The sequence below is a fragment of the Sphingomonas sp. P3_C5 genome, assembly GCF_056402635.1.
Genome location: NZ_JBFUHA010000001.1, coordinates 825,611 through 845,450, shown reverse-complemented (window position 1 = coordinate 845,450; position 19,840 = coordinate 825,611). Strand labels below are relative to the sequence as shown.

General features: G+C 65.2%; 20 protein-coding genes and 1 tRNA gene. 17 read left to right on the top strand and 4 right to left on the bottom strand.

All coding sequences use genetic code 11. The features are described from left to right. Positions 1 to 11 precede the first annotated feature (11 nt). Entirely contained in the window at positions 12 to 662 is a 651-nt protein-coding gene (locus AC1DVS_RS04065) for a uracil-DNA glycosylase (protein WP_478020466.1), read from the bottom strand. 24 nt (positions 663 to 686) lie between these two features. On the opposite strand from AC1DVS_RS04065, the gene folK reads away from it, so the two are divergent. The 6 genes from folK to AC1DVS_RS04035 all read left to right on the top strand — a co-directional run bounded on the left by folK (position 687) and on the right by AC1DVS_RS04035 (position 4,252). Beyond that, entirely contained in the window at positions 687 to 1,172 is a 486-nt protein-coding gene (gene folK / locus AC1DVS_RS04060; RefSeq protein ID WP_478020464.1) for a 2-amino-4-hydroxy-6-hydroxymethyldihydropteridine diphosphokinase, read from the top strand. A 16-nt stretch (positions 1,173 to 1,188) separates the two neighbouring features. Then, a tRNA-Lys gene (locus AC1DVS_RS04055) sits at positions 1,189 to 1,264 on the top strand. Between the two features lie 50 nt (positions 1,265 to 1,314). Further along, positions 1,315 to 2,220 (top strand): formylglycine-generating enzyme family protein, encoded by a 906-nt coding sequence (locus AC1DVS_RS04050; protein ID WP_478020462.1) that lies wholly within the window; start codon positions 1,315 to 1,317, stop codon positions 2,218 to 2,220. Positions 2,221 to 2,278: 58 nt separating this feature from the next. After that, the gene (locus tag AC1DVS_RS04045; protein ID WP_478020460.1) at positions 2,279 to 3,178 is read left to right on the top strand and encodes a haloalkane dehalogenase; all 900 of its coding nucleotides are present in this window, start codon (positions 2,279 to 2,281) and stop codon (positions 3,176 to 3,178) included. Between the two features lie 13 nt (positions 3,179 to 3,191). Next, entirely contained in the window at positions 3,192 to 3,605 is a 414-nt protein-coding gene (locus tag AC1DVS_RS04040; RefSeq protein ID WP_478020458.1) for a DUF1330 domain-containing protein, read from the top strand. Next, positions 3,602 to 4,252 (top strand): DsbA family protein, encoded by a 651-nt coding sequence (locus tag AC1DVS_RS04035; protein ID WP_478020456.1) that lies wholly within the window; start codon positions 3,602 to 3,604, stop codon positions 4,250 to 4,252. The genes AC1DVS_RS04040 and AC1DVS_RS04035 overlap by 4 nt, the downstream gene beginning before the upstream one ends. Before the next feature lie 118 nt (positions 4,253 to 4,370). Here the strand turns inward: AC1DVS_RS04035 and AC1DVS_RS04030 are convergent, their stop codons facing one another. Continuing rightward, a complete protein-coding gene (locus AC1DVS_RS04030; RefSeq protein ID WP_478020454.1) occupies positions 4,371 to 6,173 on the bottom strand; it encodes an arylsulfatase in 1,803 nt (600 codons plus the stop codon). A 118-nt stretch (positions 6,174 to 6,291) separates the two neighbouring features. On the opposite strand from AC1DVS_RS04030, the gene AC1DVS_RS04025 reads away from it, so the two are divergent. The 11 genes from AC1DVS_RS04025 (at position 6,292) to AC1DVS_RS03975 (ending at position 17,782) form a co-directional block, all read left to right on the top strand. Continuing rightward, the gene (locus tag AC1DVS_RS04025) at positions 6,292 to 6,672 is read left to right on the top strand and encodes a hypothetical protein (RefSeq protein ID WP_478020452.1); all 381 of its coding nucleotides are present in this window, start codon (positions 6,292 to 6,294) and stop codon (positions 6,670 to 6,672) included. 8 nt (positions 6,673 to 6,680) lie between these two features. Next, positions 6,681 to 8,342 carry a sulfatase-like hydrolase/transferase gene (locus tag AC1DVS_RS04020; RefSeq protein ID WP_478020451.1) on the top strand — a complete coding sequence of 554 codons (1,662 nt, stop codon included), beginning with the start codon at positions 6,681 to 6,683 and terminating at the stop codon, positions 8,340 to 8,342. Beyond that, a complete protein-coding gene (locus tag AC1DVS_RS04015; protein ID WP_478020449.1) occupies positions 8,343 to 8,921 on the top strand; it encodes a TetR/AcrR family transcriptional regulator in 579 nt (192 codons plus the stop codon). A 20-nt stretch (positions 8,922 to 8,941) separates the two neighbouring features. Then, a complete protein-coding gene (locus AC1DVS_RS04010; protein ID WP_478020448.1) occupies positions 8,942 to 10,408 on the top strand; it encodes a hypothetical protein in 1,467 nt (488 codons plus the stop codon). Between the two features lie 110 nt (positions 10,409 to 10,518). Beyond that, on the top strand, positions 10,519 to 10,740 hold the full coding sequence (locus AC1DVS_RS04005) for a hypothetical protein (RefSeq protein ID WP_478020446.1): 222 nt from the start codon (positions 10,519 to 10,521) through the stop codon (positions 10,738 to 10,740). After that, a complete protein-coding gene (locus AC1DVS_RS04000) occupies positions 10,730 to 11,656 on the top strand; it encodes a glycosyltransferase family 2 protein (RefSeq protein WP_478020444.1) in 927 nt (308 codons plus the stop codon). Before AC1DVS_RS04005 ends, AC1DVS_RS04000 begins: the two co-directional genes overlap by 11 nt. Then, positions 11,628 to 12,431 (top strand): ChbG/HpnK family deacetylase, encoded by an 804-nt coding sequence (locus AC1DVS_RS03995; RefSeq protein ID WP_478020443.1) that lies wholly within the window; start codon positions 11,628 to 11,630, stop codon positions 12,429 to 12,431. The genes AC1DVS_RS04000 and AC1DVS_RS03995 overlap by 29 nt, the downstream gene beginning before the upstream one ends. A gap of 69 nt (positions 12,432 to 12,500) precedes the next feature. Beyond that, positions 12,501 to 13,043 (top strand): RNA polymerase sigma factor, encoded by a 543-nt coding sequence (locus AC1DVS_RS03990; RefSeq protein ID WP_478020442.1) that lies wholly within the window; start codon positions 12,501 to 12,503, stop codon positions 13,041 to 13,043. A gap of 4 nt (positions 13,044 to 13,047) precedes the next feature. Further along, positions 13,048 to 14,016 carry a FecR family protein gene (locus AC1DVS_RS03985; RefSeq protein ID WP_478020441.1) on the top strand — a complete coding sequence of 323 codons (969 nt, stop codon included), beginning with the start codon at positions 13,048 to 13,050 and terminating at the stop codon, positions 14,014 to 14,016. Next, complete coding sequence (locus AC1DVS_RS03980; protein ID WP_478020439.1) at positions 13,925 to 16,351, top strand: TonB-dependent receptor; 2,427 nt, start codon at positions 13,925 to 13,927, stop codon at positions 16,349 to 16,351. Before AC1DVS_RS03985 ends, AC1DVS_RS03980 begins: the two co-directional genes overlap by 92 nt. A gap of 111 nt (positions 16,352 to 16,462) precedes the next feature. Further along, the gene (locus AC1DVS_RS03975) at positions 16,463 to 17,782 is read left to right on the top strand and encodes a YceI family protein (protein WP_478020437.1); all 1,320 of its coding nucleotides are present in this window, start codon (positions 16,463 to 16,465) and stop codon (positions 17,780 to 17,782) included. 7 nt (positions 17,783 to 17,789) lie between these two features. On the opposite strand, the gene AC1DVS_RS03970 is transcribed toward AC1DVS_RS03975, so the two are convergent. Then, positions 17,790 to 18,476, bottom strand: a complete 687-nt coding sequence (locus tag AC1DVS_RS03970; RefSeq protein WP_478020435.1) for a UTRA domain-containing protein — start codon at positions 18,474 to 18,476, stop codon at positions 17,790 to 17,792. Further along, the gene (locus AC1DVS_RS03965) at positions 18,473 to 19,828 is read right to left on the bottom strand and encodes a formimidoylglutamate deiminase (protein ID WP_478020433.1); all 1,356 of its coding nucleotides are present in this window, start codon (positions 19,826 to 19,828) and stop codon (positions 18,473 to 18,475) included. Before AC1DVS_RS03965 ends, AC1DVS_RS03970 begins: the two co-directional genes overlap by 4 nt. Positions 19,829 to 19,840 lie beyond the last annotated feature (12 nt).

The following is a 19,840-nucleotide window of genomic DNA, read 5'->3' as shown; positions in this document are numbered from 1 at the left end:
AACGAGCCAGTTCAACGCAGTTCGAGCGCCCGCGCAAAGACCGCATCGAACATTTCGTCGGTCAGCCGGCCGGTATTCTGGTTGTAGCGCGAGCAGTGATAGCTATCGATCAGGATGCGGCCATCGGGCATGCGGTGCTCGGCGAGATGCGCAAACCGGCATTTCGGCAGCCTGCCGCCGAGCATCTTCACCGCCGATTGATGCGCGATCTGGCCAAGCGCGACGAACACCCGGGCGTTGGGCAGCGCTTCTATCTGGCGCTCGACGATGGTTCGGCAGGTGCGGATTTCCTCGGGCGCCGGCTTGTTCAGCGGCGGCAGGCATTTGACCGCGTTGACGATCATCACGCCTTCAAGCCGCAGCGAATCATCGACGCGGCCCTCGAAAGCGCCGGTCGCCAGCCCACATTTGCCGAGCGCCCGGAACAGCAAACTGCCCGAGCCATCTCCGGTAAAGGGCCGGCCGGTGCGGTTGGCGCCGTGCTTGCCCGGCGCGAGGCCGATCACGCCGAGCCAGGCTTCAGGATCGCCAAAAGCGGGGACCGGTGCGTTCCACCATTCGGGGTGCTCGATCCGCACCTCGCTTCGAAGTGCTGCAAGGCGCGGGCAGAGCGGGCAATCGCGAGATGGCTCGGTATCGGGGATCGGGCTTGGGGCAAACATCGGACCACGCTAACGCACGTCCTGATGCCAGCAGCAAGATACGCCATCGCGATTGGATCGAACCGGCCGGGCCGCCATGGGCCGCCCGAAGCGGAGGTGCGCGCAGCGATCGCAGCGCTGGGGGAGGTCATCGCGGCATCGCGGATCTTCGCCACAGCGCCGCTCGGCCCGTCTTCTCGACGCTATGCCAATGCAGTGGCGATCCTCGAATCGGCCGAATCGCCGATCGCCTTGCTTGCCCGATTGAAAGCCCTGGAGCGCGCTTTCGGCCGCCGCGCCGGCCGCCGCTGGGGCGCTCGCGTGATCGATCTCGATATCATCCTGTGGTCGGGCGGCGTGCATGTCGGCGCTGTGCTGACAATACCGCACCCGGCCTTCAGATCACGCCGGTTCGTGCTCGACCCACTCGAGACACTGGTGCCGCGCTGGCGTGATCCGGTGAGCGGACTGAGCGTCCGCCAGCTCGCGGCACGCATTCACGCGGTTGACCGCCGCCCATGCCGCTCGTAACGCGCGTGCCTTGGTCGGGCTCGTAGCTCAGTCGGTAGAGCAACGGACTTTTAATCTGTAGGTCCCGGGTTCGAATCCCGGCGAGCCCACCAAGCTATTCAAGCGACCTGTCGCGGGTCGTCGGCGAGAAGCAGGAGCCCCGGTGAAGCGCTGCACCCTGACTCTCGCGCTCGCCCTGATTGCCACCTCGGGTTGCAAGGACAAGAGCGCCGCTCCTTCCGCCGCCTGTGCCAATCTCGCCAGTGCGCCGATGGTCCATATCGCTGGCGGCAGCTTCGTTATGGGCGACGACCCGCATTATCCCGAGGAAGGGCCGCCACATGTCGTGAAGGTCGATCCTTTCTGGATCGATTCGCATGAGCTGACCAACGCCGAATTCGCCAGTTTCGTGAAGGCGACCGGTTATCGGACGATGGCGGAACGGTCGCCGCCCAAGCTGGCGGGTGCTCCGCCCGAGATGCTGGTGCCGGGATCAGCCGTGTTCACCGTGCCGACGCATGACGATCCGCGCTGGTGGCGCTGGGTGGTCGGGGCCGAGTGGCAACATCCTTCGGGCCCGAAGGAATCGATCGCCGGGCGCGACCGCGAGCCGGTGGTCCAGATCGCCTATGAGGATGCCGAGGCCTATGCGCGCTGGGCCGGCAAGACGCTGCCGACCGAGGCGCAATGGGAATATGCCGCGCGTGCCGGGCAAAAGGCGCTGCCCGAGCCGCTCGATGGCGAGGGGCGCCCGCAGGCGAATTATTATCAGGGCGTGTTCCCGGTCCGCGACCTCGGCCTTGACGGGTATAAGGGCCGCGCACCCGTGGGCTGCTTCAAGCCCAACGCGTTTGGCCTTTACGACATGATCGGCAATGTCTGGGAATGGACGAGCGACCCCGGCGGGCCCGAGGGCGACCATATCATCAAGGGCGGATCCTATCTGTGCGCGGGCAATTATTGCGCGCGCTATCGCCCCGCTGCCCGCCAGTTCCAGGAGCGTGGGCTCGGCACCGACCATATCGGCGTTCGCTTCGTGAGCATGGAAGCCGTGCAGCCCCGACATTGACCCACCCGGCATGATATGGCACTTCAACTGCCAATATATAAGACCGGGGGAGAGTGACATGCTGGTGCTCAGGACGCCCGAGGATCGGTTCGCGGGGCTCGCCGATTATCCCTTCGCGCCGCATTATCTGACCGTCATCGACGAGGACGGGACCGACCTCAGACTGCATTATATCGACGAAGGGCCGCGAGGCGCGCCGCCGATCCTGCTGATGCATGGCGAGCCGAGCTGGTCCTATCTCTACCGCAAATTCGTGCCCGCGCTGGTTGCCAAGGGGCACCGGGTGATCGCGCCCGACCTGATCGGGTTCGGCAAATCCGACAAGCCCGCGGCCCGGAGCGACTATAGCTATGAACGCCATGTGCGCTGGATGAAGGACTGGCTGACGGCGCTCAATCTCACCAAGATCACCCTGTTCTGCCAGGACTGGGGCGGGCTGATCGGGCTGAGGCTGGCCGCAGCGTTCCCCGACCGTTTCGCGCGGCTGGTGGTCGCCAATACCGGCCTGCCGGTTGGCACGGGTTTTTCGGAAGGCTTCAATGCCTGGCTCGCCTTCAGCCAGAACGTCCCGCAATTCCCGGCGGGCGCGATCGTCAATGGCGGCGTCATCCGCGATCTGACGCCGGCCGAGATCGCCGCCTATGACGCGCCCTTCCCCGATGAGAGCTACAAGGAAGGGGCGCGGCAATTCCCGACCCTGGTGCCGGTGACGCCAGACCACGCCTCAGTCGCTGAGAACAAGGCCGCCTGGGCAGTGCTCGGACGGTTCGAGAGACCAGTCCTGACCGCCTTTTCCGATGGCGACCCGATCACCCGCGGCGGCGAGAAGGCGTTCATCGAACGCATCCCCGGCGCGCGTGGGCAGCCGCATGTCATCCTCGCCGATGCAGGCCATTTCCTTCAGGAGGACAGGCCTGAGGAGCTGTGCGCGTTGATCCATGATTTCGTCCGCGCCTGACGGGAGAGCGACGATGAATGTCACCAACGCCGTCTTTCCCGGGCCCGCCCAGATCACCGCGTTCTTCGGCGGCGCCGAGGACGGGCCGTTCGTCATGATCAATCTGCTGAAGTTCAAGGAGCGTGCCGAATATGCCGACGGCTCCGAGCCGGAGCTGAGCGGGCGCGAGGCCTATCGGCGCTATGGTGTGGCAGTGCAGGGGTGCCTCGCCTCGGTCGGTGGACGATCGCTTTATGCCGGCGACGTGACCGAGCTGATGCTCGGCGAGATCGACGAGCTGTGGGACATGGTCGCGCTTGCCGAATATCCCTCTCGTGCGGCGATGATGACGATGGTGTCCTCGCCCGCCTATCAGGCGATCGAGAAGCACCGCGTCGCCGGGCTCGCCGGACAGCTCAATATCCGGACCAAGGCGCTCGGCGGATGACGCTCGGCTATGATCTCTACTGGTCGTTCCGCTCGCCTTATTCCTATCTGGTGACGCCGCGGCTGGTGGCGCTCGAACGGGACTATGACGTCGCCGCCAATGTGCGGCCTGTCTATCCGATCGCGATCCGTCAGCCCGATTTCTTCGCGAACAATGATCCGCTCTGGCTGCGCTATTTCATGCGCGACATCGGGCGCAGTGCCGAGTTTGTCGGGCTGCCGTTCCGCTGGGCCTCGCCTGACCCGGTGGAGATGGATCCGGCCAAGCGCAGCTATCCGAGGGAGCAGCCCCTCGCCCGCCGCCTCACCCATCTCGGCATCGCCGCGGCCGAGCGCGGACGGGGCCTTGCCTTTCTCGACGAAGTGAGCCGGGTGATCTGGGGCGGGGCGGTGACTGACTGGCATCTCGGCGACCATCTTGCCCGCGCCGCTAAGCGTGCCGAGCTCGACCTGGCCGAGATGGACGCGGCGATTGCGGCGGACCCGGCGCATTTTATCGCGATCGTGAAGGCCAATCAGGAAGCGCAGCGCCTTGGCGGGCATTATGGTGTGCCGCTGATGGTCTTCGAGGGTGAGCCGTTCTTCGGGCAGGACCGTTTCGACCAGCTCAAATGGCGGATGGAGCAGCGGGGGTTGGTGCGGCGGTAGGACTTCTTTTCGTCATGCCGGACCTGTTCCGGCATCCACTCCGCGGCTTGGTACAGCGCACCGTTGAAAGCGCAGCGCTTGAACAACAGTGGACCCCGGAACCAGTCCGGGGTGACGGTTATGTTGGAACCCGACCGCGCCGCCGCCGCCAGCGCACACCGGTCAGGATAGCCACTAACGCAAGCAAACCGGCCAGCGCCCGGGACAGCTTCGGCTTCACCGTGCTGTTGAACGCCGTGTCGTTGATCTGCTGCGCCGCCGTGTAGCCGGCCGGCATCGGCAGCACGCCGTCCCTTGCGGCGAAGGCAGCGTAGTCGGCCTGCATCGTACGGAACAGGCCCGGCATCGCGCCCGCGAGATCGCGGGTCTCGCCGGGATCTCGGACGATGTCGTAGAGGTGCCATTCGCCATGCCCGGTGGGCGGCAGATTCTTGACCAGCTTGTAATCGCCCCGGAACAGGGCGGCGTTGCCCGAGAGTTCGTAGCCGATCGGCTGCGTGATGGGATGGACGCTATCGCTTGCGCCGGTGAGCATCGGCACGAGGCTCGACCCCGTCATCAGCTCGACCGCTTTGCCCCGATAAAGCCCGCCCTGCCCGGGCACATTGGCGAGCGCGAGCAAGGTCGGTGCGATGTCGGTGACATAGGCCAACCGCCCGGCGATTGCGCCGGCCCGGAATGTCGGGTTGGCCGGCCAGGCGACGATCAACGGAACCCGCAGCCCGCCCTCGCCGGCCGAGAATTTATAGCCGCGCAAGGGGGAGGAGGCGGCACTTGCCCAGCCCGGTCCGATCGAGGTCAGCGAGCCGCGCCGGCCCTGCGAGGCGGGGCTCATGTCGTAATGCACCCAGCTGTTCAGCCGGCTGAACCACCTCGCCATCGGGTCCATCGGCTCGGCGCCATTGTCAGACAGGAAGACGAAGATCGTGTTGTCATAATCACCGGTCGCCTTGAGGTGCGCGATGAGACGGCCGATCTGCGCATCGGCTGCCTCAGCCATTCCGCCATAAGCGGCCATGGCGCGGGCCTGGGCGGCACGCTTTTCAACGCTCAGCCCGTTCCAGTCAGGCGTGGTGCCCATCGTGACCATAGCCGTGCCCGGCGGTATAATGCCGAGCGCAATCGCCCGGTCGCGCCGCGCCTGGCGTATGCGCCCCCAGCCGCCGGTATAGGCGGCGCGATAGCGTGCGATATAATCGTCCGGCGCCTGGACCGGGATGTGGTTGGCGAGGAAATTGATCGAGGCGAAAAAGGGTTTCCCGCTCGACCGGCCGCGCTCGATATAATCGATCATCTTGTCGATGACGAAGCGCGAGGAGTAATAATCCTTCGGCAGAGTCGCCGGCTTGCCGTCCTCCGTCCAGTCAGCGCTGTCGTAGAGCCCCTCGATCGGGCGCTGCTCGAAATTGTCGGCGCCGGCGTCGGCGAGCGAGAAGGCGTGATCGTAACCGCGCGCGGTCGGCATCGTGCCCGGCCTTTTGCCGAGATGCCATTTTCCGGTGAGATAGGTACGGTAACCGGCATCGCGGAACAGGCTCGCCATCGTCACGACGCGGCCGTTGAGGAAAGTCTCGTAACCGGGCTTGCCGACATGCTCGGACGGAATCGTCTCGGGCATGTTGCCGAGACCGGCGCGGTGGTTGCTGATCCCAGTCTGCAGCATTGCGCGGGTGGGGGAGCAGGTGCCGGCGACATGGAAATCCGAGAAGCGCACCCCCGCTCTGGCCAGCGCGTCGATATTGGGGGTGTGGATCTCGCTGCCGAAACTGCCGACATCGCTATAGCCCCAATCGTCAGCGAGCAGGATGACGATATTGGGCCGTTTCTTTTCGGCCGAGCCTGGATTCGAGGCGAGCGCGGGGACGCACAGCAGGGCGCTCAGCGCCACGACGACGCGGCCGGATTTCCAATATCTGGGCAACTTTCCCCTCCCGCGACCCGATGATGCCCGGAGATAATGGCATTATCAATGCCGAAATGTTGCAATGCCCGGCGGCGCTGTTAGGGTGCGGCAAAAGGATCCCCATGGAGCGGCGGTCATGCGGAATGCGATGCGCGCCCTCACCCTGCTGGTGGGGCTGTTCAACCTTGCGATCGGACTCAGTTTCCTGATCGACCCGGTGCGACTGGGCGCTGCCTTCTTCCTCTCACCCGTCGGTATTCAGGGTCTGGCGACGATGCGCGCCGATTTCACCGCCTTCTTCGTGACCGGCGGCGTGTTCGCACTGCTCGGCGCAGTGCGCGGCCGGCCGGAACCGCTTGCGGTGCCGCTGATCCTGCTCGCCATCGCCCTGTCGGCGCGGTTCGTGAGCCTTGCAGTGGACGGCGTCTCGCCGACCGCATTCCAGCCGATGGCGGCTGAAGCGGTGATGATCGCGATCCTGTTCGCCGGCCGCCGCACGCTTCGCGCGTATCGCTAGAGGATCGCATGAAGACCTGGCTCAAGATCCTGCTGGGCGCGCTTGCGCTCGTCCTTGTCGGGGGATTCCTCGCCAAGGATTATGTGCTGCTGCACCTCGCCGGCTGGCTTGGGCCGCATGTCTACCCGAACCACGCGGTTGCCTGGCAAAAGGGCCCCGATCAGGCAGTGGTTCCGGCCGACAAGCGCCCGCCCAATATCATCCTGATCGTCGCTGACGATCTCGGCTACAACGATATCAGCTTCAATGGCGGCGGGGTCGCGGGCGGCTTGCTCAAGACGCCGAATATCGATGCGATCGGTCATGGTGGGGTGAGCTTTCCCGATGGCTATGCCGGCAACGCCACCTGTGCGCCGTCTCGCGCCGCGCTGATGACCGGACGGTATCCGACCCGGTTCGGCTTCGAATTCACGCCGACCGACACCCGCTTCGCGCGCACGATCGCCGGCTTTCCGGGCGACTGGGAACACAAGACGATCCTGGACGAGGACGCCGCAGCGAACGATCCGCCGTCCGACAGCAAGGGCGTGCCGGCAAGCGAGCTGACCATCGCCGAATTGCTGCGCGGCAAGGGCTATCACACCCTGCATCTCGGCAAATGGCATCTCGGCGGCGCCAAGGGCATGCGTCCGGAGCAGCAGGGTTTCGACGAGAGTCTTGGCTTCATCATCGGCGGGCAGATGTTCCTGCCCGAGAACGACCCGAACGTCGAAAATTCGAAGCAGGATTTCGACCCGATCGACAAATATATCTGGGCGAACCTGCCGTTCAGCGTCCAGTATAACGGCAGCGCGAATTTCCGCCCGGCGCGCTACATGACCGACTATCTGACCGATCAGGCGGTCGAGACGATCAGGACCAATCGCAACCGGCCCTTCTTTCTCTACCTCGCCTATAATGCGCCGCACACGCCGCTCCAGGCGCTGAAGGCGGACTATGACGCGCTGCCGCAGATCGCCGACCACCGCACCCGCGTCTACGCAGCGATGATCCGCGCGCTCGACCGCGGTGTCGGGCGGGTGACGGCGGAGCTCAAGGCGCAGGGGCTCGACAATAATACGCTGGTGATCTTCACCAGCGACAATGGCGGCGCGCATTATATCGGCCTGCCCGACATTAACCGTCCCTATCGCGGCTGGAAAGCGACCTTTTTCGAGGGCGGGATGAAGGTGCCGTTCTTCATGCGCTGGCCGGCGCAGATCAAGCCGGCGACAGTGGTGGGCGGGCCAGTCAGCCATTTCGACATCTTCGCCACCGCCGGAAAGGCTGCCGGCGTCCCGATGCCCCATGACCGCGCGATCGACGGGGTCGATCTGCTGCCCTTCGTCGCCGGCAAACAGGGCGGTACGCCGCACCAGATCCTGTTCTGGCGGAGCGGCGGTTATAAGGTGGTGCGGGACGGCGACTGGAAGCTGCAGGTGCTTGGCAAGATACCCGGACTCCAGCAGAAGCCCCTGCTCTATAATCTGACGAGCGACCCGACCGAGCAGCATGACGTGGCGGCGAGCCAGCCGGCCATCGTCGCCCAGCTGACCGCTTTGCTCAGGCAGCATGATGCCGAAAGCATCAAACCCTCATGGCCGAGCTTGATCCAGTCGCCGATCGCGATAGACCGGCCGCTGGGCACGAAGCCGCGCCCGAAAGAAACCTATATTTATTGGTGGAACTAGGTGACCGAGCAGAACCGGCGTTCCACCGACGGACGCAGAAGGCGATCCGAGACCAGCCGCGACAAAATCGTCGAGGCGATGCTGGCGATCGTCGCCGAGGGCCAGATCACGCCGAGCGCCGAGCAGGTCGCACTGCGTGCCGAAGTCGGGCTGCGCAGCGTCTTCAGGCACTTCAAGGATATGGAGAGCCTTTATGCCGAGATGACGGCGCGGCTCTCTCGCCAATATCAGATGTGGCTGGTGCCGTTCACCGCGCCTGAGTGGCGCGGGCAACTGGCCGAGACGCTTGAGCGGCGCGTATCGACGTACGAGAAACTGATGCCGTTCAAGCGTGCGGCGGATGCGCATCGCCACGAATCGGCATCGATTCAGACCGAGCATGCCCGCACGCTCGCGATGATGCGGGCACGGCTGAAATCGCTGCTGCCCGAGGAGATCAGTGGGGATGAACTCAGGTTCGAGACGCTCGACCTGCTGCTGAGCTTCGAAACCTGGCAGAGGCTGCGCGTCGAGCAAAACCTCTCCGCACGAAAGGCGCGCGCGCTGCTCGAGGCGCAGGTCGATCGACTTACCGCCTGATCGGCGGCTACAGCCGCGACATGGACAGGCTTGCCCCGAGATCACCCGCAACCGTCGGGGCCGCGTTGCTGCTCGTCGCGCTGGCGCTGCGGGCCTGGGATTTCGGCAACCCGGTCATCCATGTCGACGAGCAATATTATCTGCTGGCCGGCGATCGGATGCTGCACGGCGCCCTGCCCTATGTCGATATCTGGGACCGCAAGCCGATCGGCCTGTTCGCGATCTTCGCCGCGATCCGGCTGCTGCCTGGTGACGGCATTGTCGCGTATCAGGTCGTCGCACTCCCGTTCGCGGCGGCGACCGCGTGGCTGGTGCAGCACGCCGCGCGCAAGATCGGCGCGACACCGCTCGCTGCGTTCGCGGCAGGGGCGGCCTATCTGATCTGGCTGCCGCTGCTGAGCGGGCGCGCAGGCCAGTCGCCGGTGTTCTTCAACCTGTTCATGACCGGGGCCGCCGTGCTGACGCTGCGCCTGCCCGAACTGGCGGCGCGACGGGCAATAGCCGCGATCATCGCGAATGGCGCGGCGGTGTGCCTGCTTGCGGGGCTGGCGATCCAGACCAAATATACGCCGGCAATTGAGGGCGCGTTCTTCGGTCTCGCGCATCTCTGGTATCTGCGCCGTGCGGACGCGCGCTGGCCGGTGATCGCGGGTGCGGCGCCGTTGTGGATCGGGCTTGGCCTTGCACCGACGATCATCCCGCTCGCGCTTTACGCAATGCACGGTCCAGCGGCGTTCCAGGCCTTCTGGTTCGCCAATTTCGCGTCCTTCTTCGTGCGATCCAGCTATGCCTACCCACCTGATCTGATCGTGCGCCGGCTGCTTGGCATCAGCGCGCAGCTTCTGCCGCTCGCGATCTGCGCGGTGCTGACATGGCGCATGCGACCGCGAAGCGAAGAGACCAGGCTCGCCTTTGCCTGGCTGATCTCAGCGGCAGCGGGGTTCGCCATACTCGGTACCTATTTCGACCATTATGCCCTGCCGCTCGTCGCCCCGCTCGCGATCGCCGCGGCGCCGACTTTCGGACGTGTACCGCGAGCGATGGGCGCGACGCTCGGCGCGGGCGCGCTGGTGTTCGTGATCGAAGCGGTGATCCGGCCGAGCGATACGGATGGCGCCTATGCAGTCGCCCATGTCGTCGAGGCGAACAGCGGCGGCGAATGTCCCTATGTCTTCATCGGCGATTCCATCACCTATCATCTCGCTCATGCCTGCCTGCCGACCGCCTATGCCTTCCCGTCGACGCTCGCTTATGCCCCCGAACAGGGCGCGGCGGGCATTGATGCGGCGGGCGAAGTGCGCCGCATCATCGCGAAACGCCCGCCGGTGATCGTGAGTGGAAGCCGCCCGCTCGCGGCGTGGAATGTCCAGAGCTTCGCGATTGTCAGCGCTGCACTCGCCCGGGACTATCGCCCGGTGTTCAGTGCGCCGCGAAATGACTATCGCACGATCGTCTATCTGCGCCGCGATCTGCCCTTCCGGCACTGACGCCGGCGTGCGCGCCGCCACCTCCTAACAAAATCTTTCGATTCTGCGCTTTTTCGGTGTGGCTACCGCTGAGCGGTATCGTCTTGGAAGCGGAGGGGGAGTGATCGCCAATGGCGTTTACCGATGTGCCGCTGCGTTTTTCAGCGGCAAGTCAGGATATCAGGCCGGTTTTCGAGCGCGGATCGCGGAGCGACGCGCACGGCAGGCTTGATGTGCTCGTACGGCTGGGGGGCCGAGCATCGTTCCTGAACACCGGTTTCACTCCCTCTCCACGTTCCGGCCGCTTTTCCTTTTCGACCACGACCAATTTCGGACCGTCTAATGCTGCTTGATACGGGGGCGTTCCATGCCTGGCATTCGCCCTGGCAACCGGAGGAGGTGGAGTCCGACCGCCGCCCGGAATGCACCTGGACGATCCTGCTGCCCTTCTTCAACGAGCGGCATTTTCTGGCGGGTACGCTTGAGAGCCTCGCCGTGCAGGATCAGCCGCTGCGCGTTATCCTGATCGACAATGCTTCGACTGATGGCAGCGGCGAGTTCGCGATGGCTGAGTGCCGGCGCCTCGGCCTGCACTTCACATTTATCCGCGAGCCACGCCCCGGCAAGGTCCACGCCCTGGCCGCCGGCCTCGATCTCGTCCGCACCCCTTTTGTCGCCACCTGCGATGCCGATACCTGGTATCCCTCCGATTATTTCTCCCAGGCGGGCAAGCTGCTCGAAGCCGACAATAGCGCCGCCGCCGGCGCCTATTTCCTCCGCAAAGGGGCGCCGCGCCGGCAACAGATCGCCAAGGCATGGCACATCATGATCGTCGCCAGCCTGTTGCCGCGCCAATGCCATACTGGCGGCGCGGGCCAGGTGTTCCATACCGCCAGCCTGCGCAGCACCGGCGGGTTCGATGCAGCCCGCTGGAACTATGTCCTTGAAGACCATGAGATCATGCACCGCGTGGTGAAGACCGGGTCGCTCGAATATGGTCCCGGCTTCTGGTGCATGCCCTCGCACCGCGACCGCGACCGCGATTCGATCCGCTGGACGCTTGTCGAGCGGCTTCTCTACCACGCCGCGCCGGCGCAGTGGCGCGACCGGTTCTTCTACGAATTCCTCGGCCCACGGCTCAGGGCGCGTCGCCTAACCAGCGAGCGCATGCGCGAAAGGCAATACCAGAATGCAGGTCCAGGCGGCCATATTGAGGGCCAGAACAGCGGAATTTCCGACGATGCCACGCCTTATCCTCTGTGCGGATGATTTCGGGCTTTCGCCGGAAATCAGCAGGGTCATCGCAGAACTCGCGGCTGAAGGCAGGATCAACGCGATCAGCTGCATGGCGGTCTGTGCCGGCTGGGCGCGGGACAGCGCCATGCTGCGCTCGCTTCCCGATACGATCCAGATTGGCCTCCATCTCGTGCTTACCGGCGAACCGCCGCTGACGGCGATGCCCCGACTCGCCCCCAGCGGACATCTCCCGGCAATCAATCAGCTCGCCCGCAGCGCGATCGCGAAGCGGCTTCCGCTCGAGGAGATCAGGTCCGAGATCAGTGCCCAGTTCGACCGTTTCATCGACGAACATGGTCGCGCGCCGGCCTTTGTCGATGGTCATCAGCATGCGCATGTGCTGCCGGGCATCCGCGAAATCATGCTGGCCGAAACCGCCCGCCGCGCGCCGGATGCCTGGGTGCGCAACTGCAGGGACAGGTTTGGCGCAATGATGTCGCGCCCATTTCTCGGCAAGGCACTGGCAAACGCCCTGCATTCGCGGGGCCTGAAACGGGCCGCAAAGCCACACGGCCTCACCTGCAATGACAGCTTTGGCGGCCATTATGATTTCGCGAGCGACTATGCATCGCTGTTTCCGCGCTTCCTGGCCAAACCGGGCGCCGTCCACCTCGTGATGTGCCATCCCGGTGCGGGCGATCTGGCGGGGGATAGGATCGCGACGGGACGCAAGAGCGAAGCTGCGGCATTGCGCGCCATGGAGATGCGCGACATTGCTGCAGAACATGGCCTGGAATTCCAATCCTGAGTCGCCGCGACGCGATGGAAGTGCCGATAATTCCGGGCTCTGCCCGTCTTTGAAGAGCCGCGCGGTGCAATGACGGAGGGCGGGCTGAAAGCCGTGTTCCTCGAGGAACGGCCGATGCTGATGCGGCTCCTGGTCGCGCGGCTCGGCAGCCGGGAAGAAGCGGAAGACGCACTCCAGGACATGTGGATCAAGCTTGACCAGCTGGTCGCCAAGCCGGTCGCACAACCAGCCGCCTATCTCTACCGCATGGCCGCCAATCTTGCTGCCGACCGGCGAATCTCCGCGGCCCGCGGCGGTGCGCGCGACACCGCATGGCTCGACATCCAGCCGGTAGCGGACGATCTTCCCGATATCGAGCGAACGTTGATCGCCCGCGAAAGACTTGCGCAAATCGAAGCCACGCTGGCGGCAATGCCTGACCGGATGGCATCGGCATTCCGCATGTTCCGGATCGACGAGCTCCCCCAAAAGCATATCTCGGAACATCTCGGTATCAGCGTAAGTGGGGTCGAAAAGCTCCTTCAGCGGGCTTATCGGCAAATTTATGAAACGGGATCAGTAACGGGTGAGGGTTTGGCGGGGCGGCATCGTCTAGCTGGTGAAGAGGATTAGCATCGTGACCGGTATCGGGGGCGACATCGTCGATCAGGCCATCGGCTGGCATATCCGCCAGAACGAGATGACTGCGCCTGACTGGCATGATTTCGTCGCGTGGATCGAGGCCGACGCAGCACATGCGCAGGCGTTCGACCGGATCAGCCTCGATCAGACACTGGTGTCGGCACAGCCGGCGGTCGCCCTGAACGCGTCGCCCGTTGCTGCCAATGATGTATTCGAAATGCCAGTGCCAGTGCGGCGTCGCTGGATGTGGACGGTTGGCGGTACCGCGGTCGCGGCGGGGCTTGTCGCCCTGCTGATGCCGATCGCCCTTGCGCCCGCGAGCGACCCCTATTGGCTGGACACCAAGCCCGGCCAGCGACAGGATGTGGTGTTGGCAGACGGCACGCGGATCGAGGTGAGCGGCGGCAGCCGGCTTCAGCTCGACCGCCGCAATCCACGCCTTGCCAGCCTCGAGACGGGTGAAGCGACCTTCCATGTCCGCCATGACGCGCGCGATCCCTTCACGCTGAGGTCCGGCGACCTGACGGTGCGCGACGTCGGGACTGTGTTCAACGTGGCCCGTGAGGGCAGGCGACTCGACGTCCAGGTAGCAGAAGGCGCCGTGCTGTTTCAGCCTGATCGTGAAGCGGTGAAGCTGACGCCTGGGCTGGCCCTGTCCGCACGCGAAGACCTTGGGCGCGTCACCCTTGCGCATGTCGCGGTCGACACAATCGGCGGCTGGCGCAGCGGGCGGCTCGCCTTTGCTGGTGAGCCGCTGGCGCATGTCGCCGACACGATCCGTCGTCTCTACGGCACCGATCTGGTACTCGACCCGGACTTGTCGATAAGGCCCTTTACCGGCATGGTTCGCCTGACCGGCGTGGCGGAGCGGGATGTCCCGCACCTTGCTGCGCTGGTCGGGGCAGGGTGGCGACGCGATGGCGAGCGATGGACTCTCTCGCCGACCAAGGGCGACGCGCGCTAGCATCTTTGCAGCGCTGCTATTGTCGTGCCTGCCCGTCACCGTCCGGGCAGCCGACCCCGCGATCTCCATTGCCCCGACAACGCTCGACGCAGCGCTGACTGCGCTCGCGCGGCAAAGCGGTGCCGATATCATCAGCACCGAGCCGGGCCTGAAGCAGATCCACGTCAAGGGAATCGCCGGGCGCATGCCGGTGCGCAAAGCGCTCGACCGGCTGCTCGCCGGCACCGGCTACCGCGCCATCGTGATCGACGGCAACAGCTACCGCGTCGTCCGCGCACCTTTGCAGGCACAGGCCGTCGCCCGGCCTCGGTTTGCCCCGGCGCCTGAAGAAACGGTCACGCCTGACATCATTGTCACCGCCAGCAAGCAGGCGGTCGCCTTGTTGCGCTTTCCGGGCAGCCTCGTCGTCGCCAGCAAAGCAACCCCGCGCGCGTCCGGGAACAGGCCGCCCGATATGGACGAAATCGCGCGCGAGACCCCTATACTCCAGAATACGGAGTTCGGGCCGGGCCGGAACAAGATCTTTATTCGCGGCATCGCCGACAGCAGTTTCAACGGTTCGACCCAATCGACCGCGAGTATCTATTTCGGCGATGTCCAGCTCGGCTATTCCGGGCCTGAGCCAAGCCTCAATCTTTACGACATCGACAGGGTCGAGGTGCTGGAAGGCCCGCAGGGTACGCTGTACGGCGCCGGCGCGATCGGCGGCATCATCCGGCTGACGCCCAATCCGGTCAATCTGGCGAAATCGGAGGGCTCGGTTGCCGCCGGCATCACCGCAACCAATGGCGGCGGCGTCGGAGGTGATCTGAGCGGCATGCTCAACGTGCCGCTCCTGAAAGACAAGATCGGCGTCCGGATGGTCGGCTATCGCGTCCGCGATGGCGGCTATATCGACGACTCCTTGCGCCGGCTGTCGAACATCAACAGCACCGACACGGTGGGCGGGCGACTCTCGATCGGGATCGATGCCGGCGACGGCTGGAGCGTTGATACGGGTGGGCTGTTCCAGCGCATCGACGCGGCGGATGCGCAATATGCCGAGGTCCGCGTCGGGCCTCTCAGCCGGCGCTCGATCCTCGCCGAGCCTTTCCATAACCAGGTCGCGCTCGGCCGTGCTGTGGTCCGCAAGAAATGGGACAACGAGCTTGAACTGGTCTCCGCGACAGGCCTTGTCAGCACCCGTGCCACCGACCTCTATGACGCATCGCGCGCACTGGGCAGCTTCGGCCCGACCGTCTATGAGAATAACGATGCCAGCCTGCTACTGACCCACGAAACCAGGTTGGCCCGAACCATATCGGGCGGCATCTCCTGGGTGGCGGGCATTGCCTTGCTCTATGATCGCGACGCGCAGACACGGTCCTTCGGTTCGCCGGGAGACCCGGCCGACATCATCGGTGTCACCAATATGACCAAGAGCATTTCGGCCTTCGCTGAAGGCACTTTCCCACTTTCCCCGAGCTTTTCAATCACGATCGGTGGGCGCGCGACAACGGCGCGCACGGATGGCGAACCCTCCTCCCAGCCACGCGCCGAGGATTTCGTGCGCGGGCGATCGACCAAGCGCTTCGATCCGACCGCAGCCATCTCCTGGCTGATCGCGCCGCGACTCGCGGCATTCGCGCGCTTCCAGTCAGGTTATCGGACCGGCGGCATCGCGGTCGCGCGCGGCGTCGGGCGGATTGCCGATTTCCAATCGGACTCGATCAGGGTCGGCGAGGTCGGGTTGCGCATGGAGCGGGGCGGGGCGACCGGGCTTGCCATGTCCACCAGCCTCTCCTTCGCCCATTGGAGCGACATCCAGGCCGATCTCTTCAATCGGCGCGGTCAACCCCTTACCGCCAATATCGGCGATGCGAACATCGTCGCCGTCGAAGGAACCGGCGACTGGGTACCGATCCGCGGGCTCCATGCCAATTTCGCCTTCCTCTTTACGCACAACCGGCTCGATGGCCCGCTCGCCCAATTGTCGGTCCTGGCGAACCGTCGCTTGCCGGAAACCCCGCCCTTTGCGGGCAATGTTGGGCTGTCCTATCAATGGGCGGGGCGCGGCGAGAGCAGCTTCAGCGTCGGCGGTTTAGTCCGCTATGTCGGGCGCTCGGTGCTCGGGCCCGGCGATTTCCTCGATATCAGCCAAGGTCGCTACGCGGTGGTTGGCATCAATGGCAGCTGGAAATGGCGCAATATCGATGTCTCGCTGGCGATCGACAATCTGACCAATCAGTCGGACAATCGCTTCGCGCTCGGCAACCCAACCATCCTCGGAACGCGCGATCAGACCACGCCGCTTCGTCCGATGAACGTCCGCGCCGGCGTCGCGATTTCCTGGTAATATAGACGATCAACCACCGCCGATCGATGGCGAACATTTCAAGCCGCCCCTATCCGATCCACGCAGCCTGCGATATCAGCGCGGCGGATCGATTGACGGAGTGCGCGAAGCATGGACGAGCTGCGAGACGAAACCGCACCGCCGCTTGGGACGAACCCGCGCTATTCGCGCGTGGCGATGCTGCTCCACTGGTTGATCGCAGCCTGCTTCGCCTTCCAGATCGGCCTTGGCTTGCGGATGGACGCGTCGCGTGGCCCGCAGACATTCGCGGTCTATCAGCTCCACAAGTCGGTCGGCATCACCATCCTGCTGCTGACCCTGATCCGCCTCGCCTGGCGGCTGACCAAGCCGGCTCCAGCCTTTCCGGCGACGATGACTGCGCTCGAAAAGCGGCTTGCGACCGTCGTCCATGCCGGCTTCTACGTCTTGCTGATCGGCCTGCCGCTGACCGGCTGGCTGATCGTCTCCTCTAGCAAGACGGGGGTGCCAACCTTCCTCTACGGCATGCTGCCCTGGCCGCATGTGCCAGGCATTCCGGCGCTGGCGCCGGCGACGAAGGCGTTCGTCAACGACCTGTCGGGCTTTGGCCATGAGTCGCTGGTGTATATCGCCTATCTGCTGCTCGCCCTGCACATCGCCGGTGCGCTCAAACACCAGTTTGTCGAGCGCGGCGACGACCTTGCCCGGATGCTGCCGGCACCGCGACGGATGCTCGGCGTCGCTGCTGTGGCGATGATTGCGGCGTTCGCCTTGATCCTGGCGATCGGCAACCGGATCCACCTCGCGCCAATCGCGCTCGCGGGGCCATCATCATCACCGGCGCCGACGCCCGTAGTTGAGACATCTTCACCGGCTACGCCAGTCGCGACACCCACTGCCACGCCTACGCCGGAAGCCACGCCGACCCCCGAAACGACGCAGACGGCCATGGCGGACACCTGGATTGTCCGTCAGTCAGCCTCGTCGCTCGGCTTCCATACCGCCTGGTCGCAGGGCCCGGTCAATGGTCGCTTCGGGAAATGGAAGGCGGCGATCGTGTTCGGCCCCGAGGCGCTCGACATGTCGTCGGTCAACGTCACTATCGACATGGCGTCTGCGACGACCGGGGTTTCCGATACCGAGAGCGCCCTGCCGGGCACTGAATGGTTTTCGGTCGCCACCCACCCGACCGCGACCTTCAAGGCGACTCGATTCCGCCACCTCGCCGGCAATCGTTATGAGGCAGTGGGCGTGCTCAGGCTGCGCGGGATATCGCGGCCGCTCAAACTGCCCTTCACGCTCAGCATTGCAGATGATGTCGCCACCATGACGGGAACGGCGACGATCGACCGTACCGTCTTCGGCGTGGGCCAGGGCGAGTGGGCTGCGACGACGGACGTGCCCGCGGCGGTCACCGTGACGGTTGCGATCAAGGCAGATCGGAAGTCCTGAACGGCAATCAGCGCGGGGTGAAATCCTCGACCAGATCATAGCGATCGCCCGGGAAGACCTGGCGGACGAAGGTGACGGGCACGCCGCTCCGCCAGGTCCAGCGCTCAATCTGGAGGCAGGCGTCACCCTCCCTGATGCGGAGCACGCGCGCGACCATGGCCGACGCGGCGGCGGCGCTGATCCGGTGCCGCGCATCAGTCCAGGGAACATGGCCGAGCAACCAGGTGCCGGGCGCCTCGACCGCGAAATCAGCGTGCTCCGCCTTGGGCACAGCTGCGATGTTGATCCACCGCGCCTCCACGCCGAACGGAAGCAAGCCCGAATGATGAACGCCTTCCAGCGCCATCCATCGGCCGCGGGCTCTCGTTTCGACCTCTTGCGGTGCGAAAGAGGAATTTCGGGAGGCGAGTTGCCAGCGATAGGCCTCCCCCCGCGCCGTGATCAGCGCGCCGATATCGGGAACGCCGATGATTGCCGAGTGGATGCGGGGATGCGCCACGAACGAGCCGGCCCGCCGGCGCCGTTCGATCAGGCCTTCGCGCGCGAGACGGCTCAGCGCCTTGTTCACGGTCGCGCGGGCGCAACCATATTCGACCACAAGCTGATGCTCGAACGGGATGCGCGTGCCCGGCGGCCATTCGCCCGAGCGGATGCGGGCTTCGATATCGCCCCTGATCCGCTCTTCGATCGTCACGCGTCGAGCAGCCGGGCGAGAGTGGCGGCGTAGCGCTGCCGGATTGCGTCCGCGCGCACATGCCGTCCGGCTTCCACCACCTTGAGCCCGCGGCGCCAGACGCAGTCGATCGCACCGCGCGACGCGAAGATCCAGCTGTCGAGCAATGGGTCGCCCTTGCGGCCGACCAGAGCCGGATCGCGGGCATTAAGCGAGACGATGTCGGCTGAACGGCCCTGCGCGATACCTGCTTCGACGCCGAGCGCTCGCGCGCCGCCCTGTACCGCGCCAACGAACAGGCTTGCCCCGACCGAGAGCCGCTCCGGCCGGCCGAGTACGCAGCGCGCCTGATCTTGAAGCCGCTGGCCATATTCGAGCAGCCGCAGTTCCTCGGCGGCATCGATCCGGACGTTCGAATCGCTGCCGATTCCGAACGCGCCACCCTCGGCGAGATAGGCCGCGGCCGGGAAGATGCCGTCGCCGAGATTGGCTTCGGTGATTGGGCAAAGCCCCGCTGTCGCGCCGCTCCGCGCCAAGGCAATGCGCTCACCATCCGTCATATGGGTCGCATGGACGAGGCACCAGCGCGCGTCGACCGGCATTGTTTCGAGCAGCCATTCGACCGGCCGTTTGCCGCTCCATGCGAGGCAGTCGGCCACTTCGCGGCGCTGCTCGGCGATATGGATATGGATCGGGCCGGCTCCAGCGAGCGGCGGGATTGTCCCGAGTTCCTCAGGCGTCACCGCTCGCAGGCTGTGCGGCGCCACGCCGACCACAGCATCGGGCAGCGCCGACACAGTAGCGCGCGAGCCCTCGAGGAGTTTCGCATAGCTATCCACGTCGTTCAGGAAACGGCGTTGCGCAGCGCCAGGTGCCGCGCCGCCGAAGCCGCCATGAGCGTAGAAGACCGGAAGCAAGGTCAGTGCAATGCCGCTTGTCTCGGCTGCGGCGGCAATGCGCGAGGCCATTTCGGCGGGCGCTGCATAGGGACGGCCTGACGCGTCATGATGGAGATAGTGGAACTCGCCGACGCGGGTGAAGCCGCTCTCCAGCATCTCGGCATAGGCCTGGGCCGCGATCGCCTCGACGTCATCGGGGCCGAGCCGATCGAGAAAGCGGTACATGAGATCGCGCCACGACCAGAAATCATCCCCTGACGGCCCGCGTGCCTCGGCAAGCCCCGCCATGCCCCGCTGGAAGGCGTGGCTGTGGAGATTGGGCAGGCCGGGCAGCCCGATCGCGTGGCGTTCGTCGCCCGGCTCCGCCGCGACATCGGTCCGGATCGCAGAGATGAGGCCGTCGGAAATCTCAAGCCGGACGCGGTCGGCCCATTGGCCGTCGACCAGCGCGGTTTCGAACCACAATGTCCGCATCGACATTTCTCC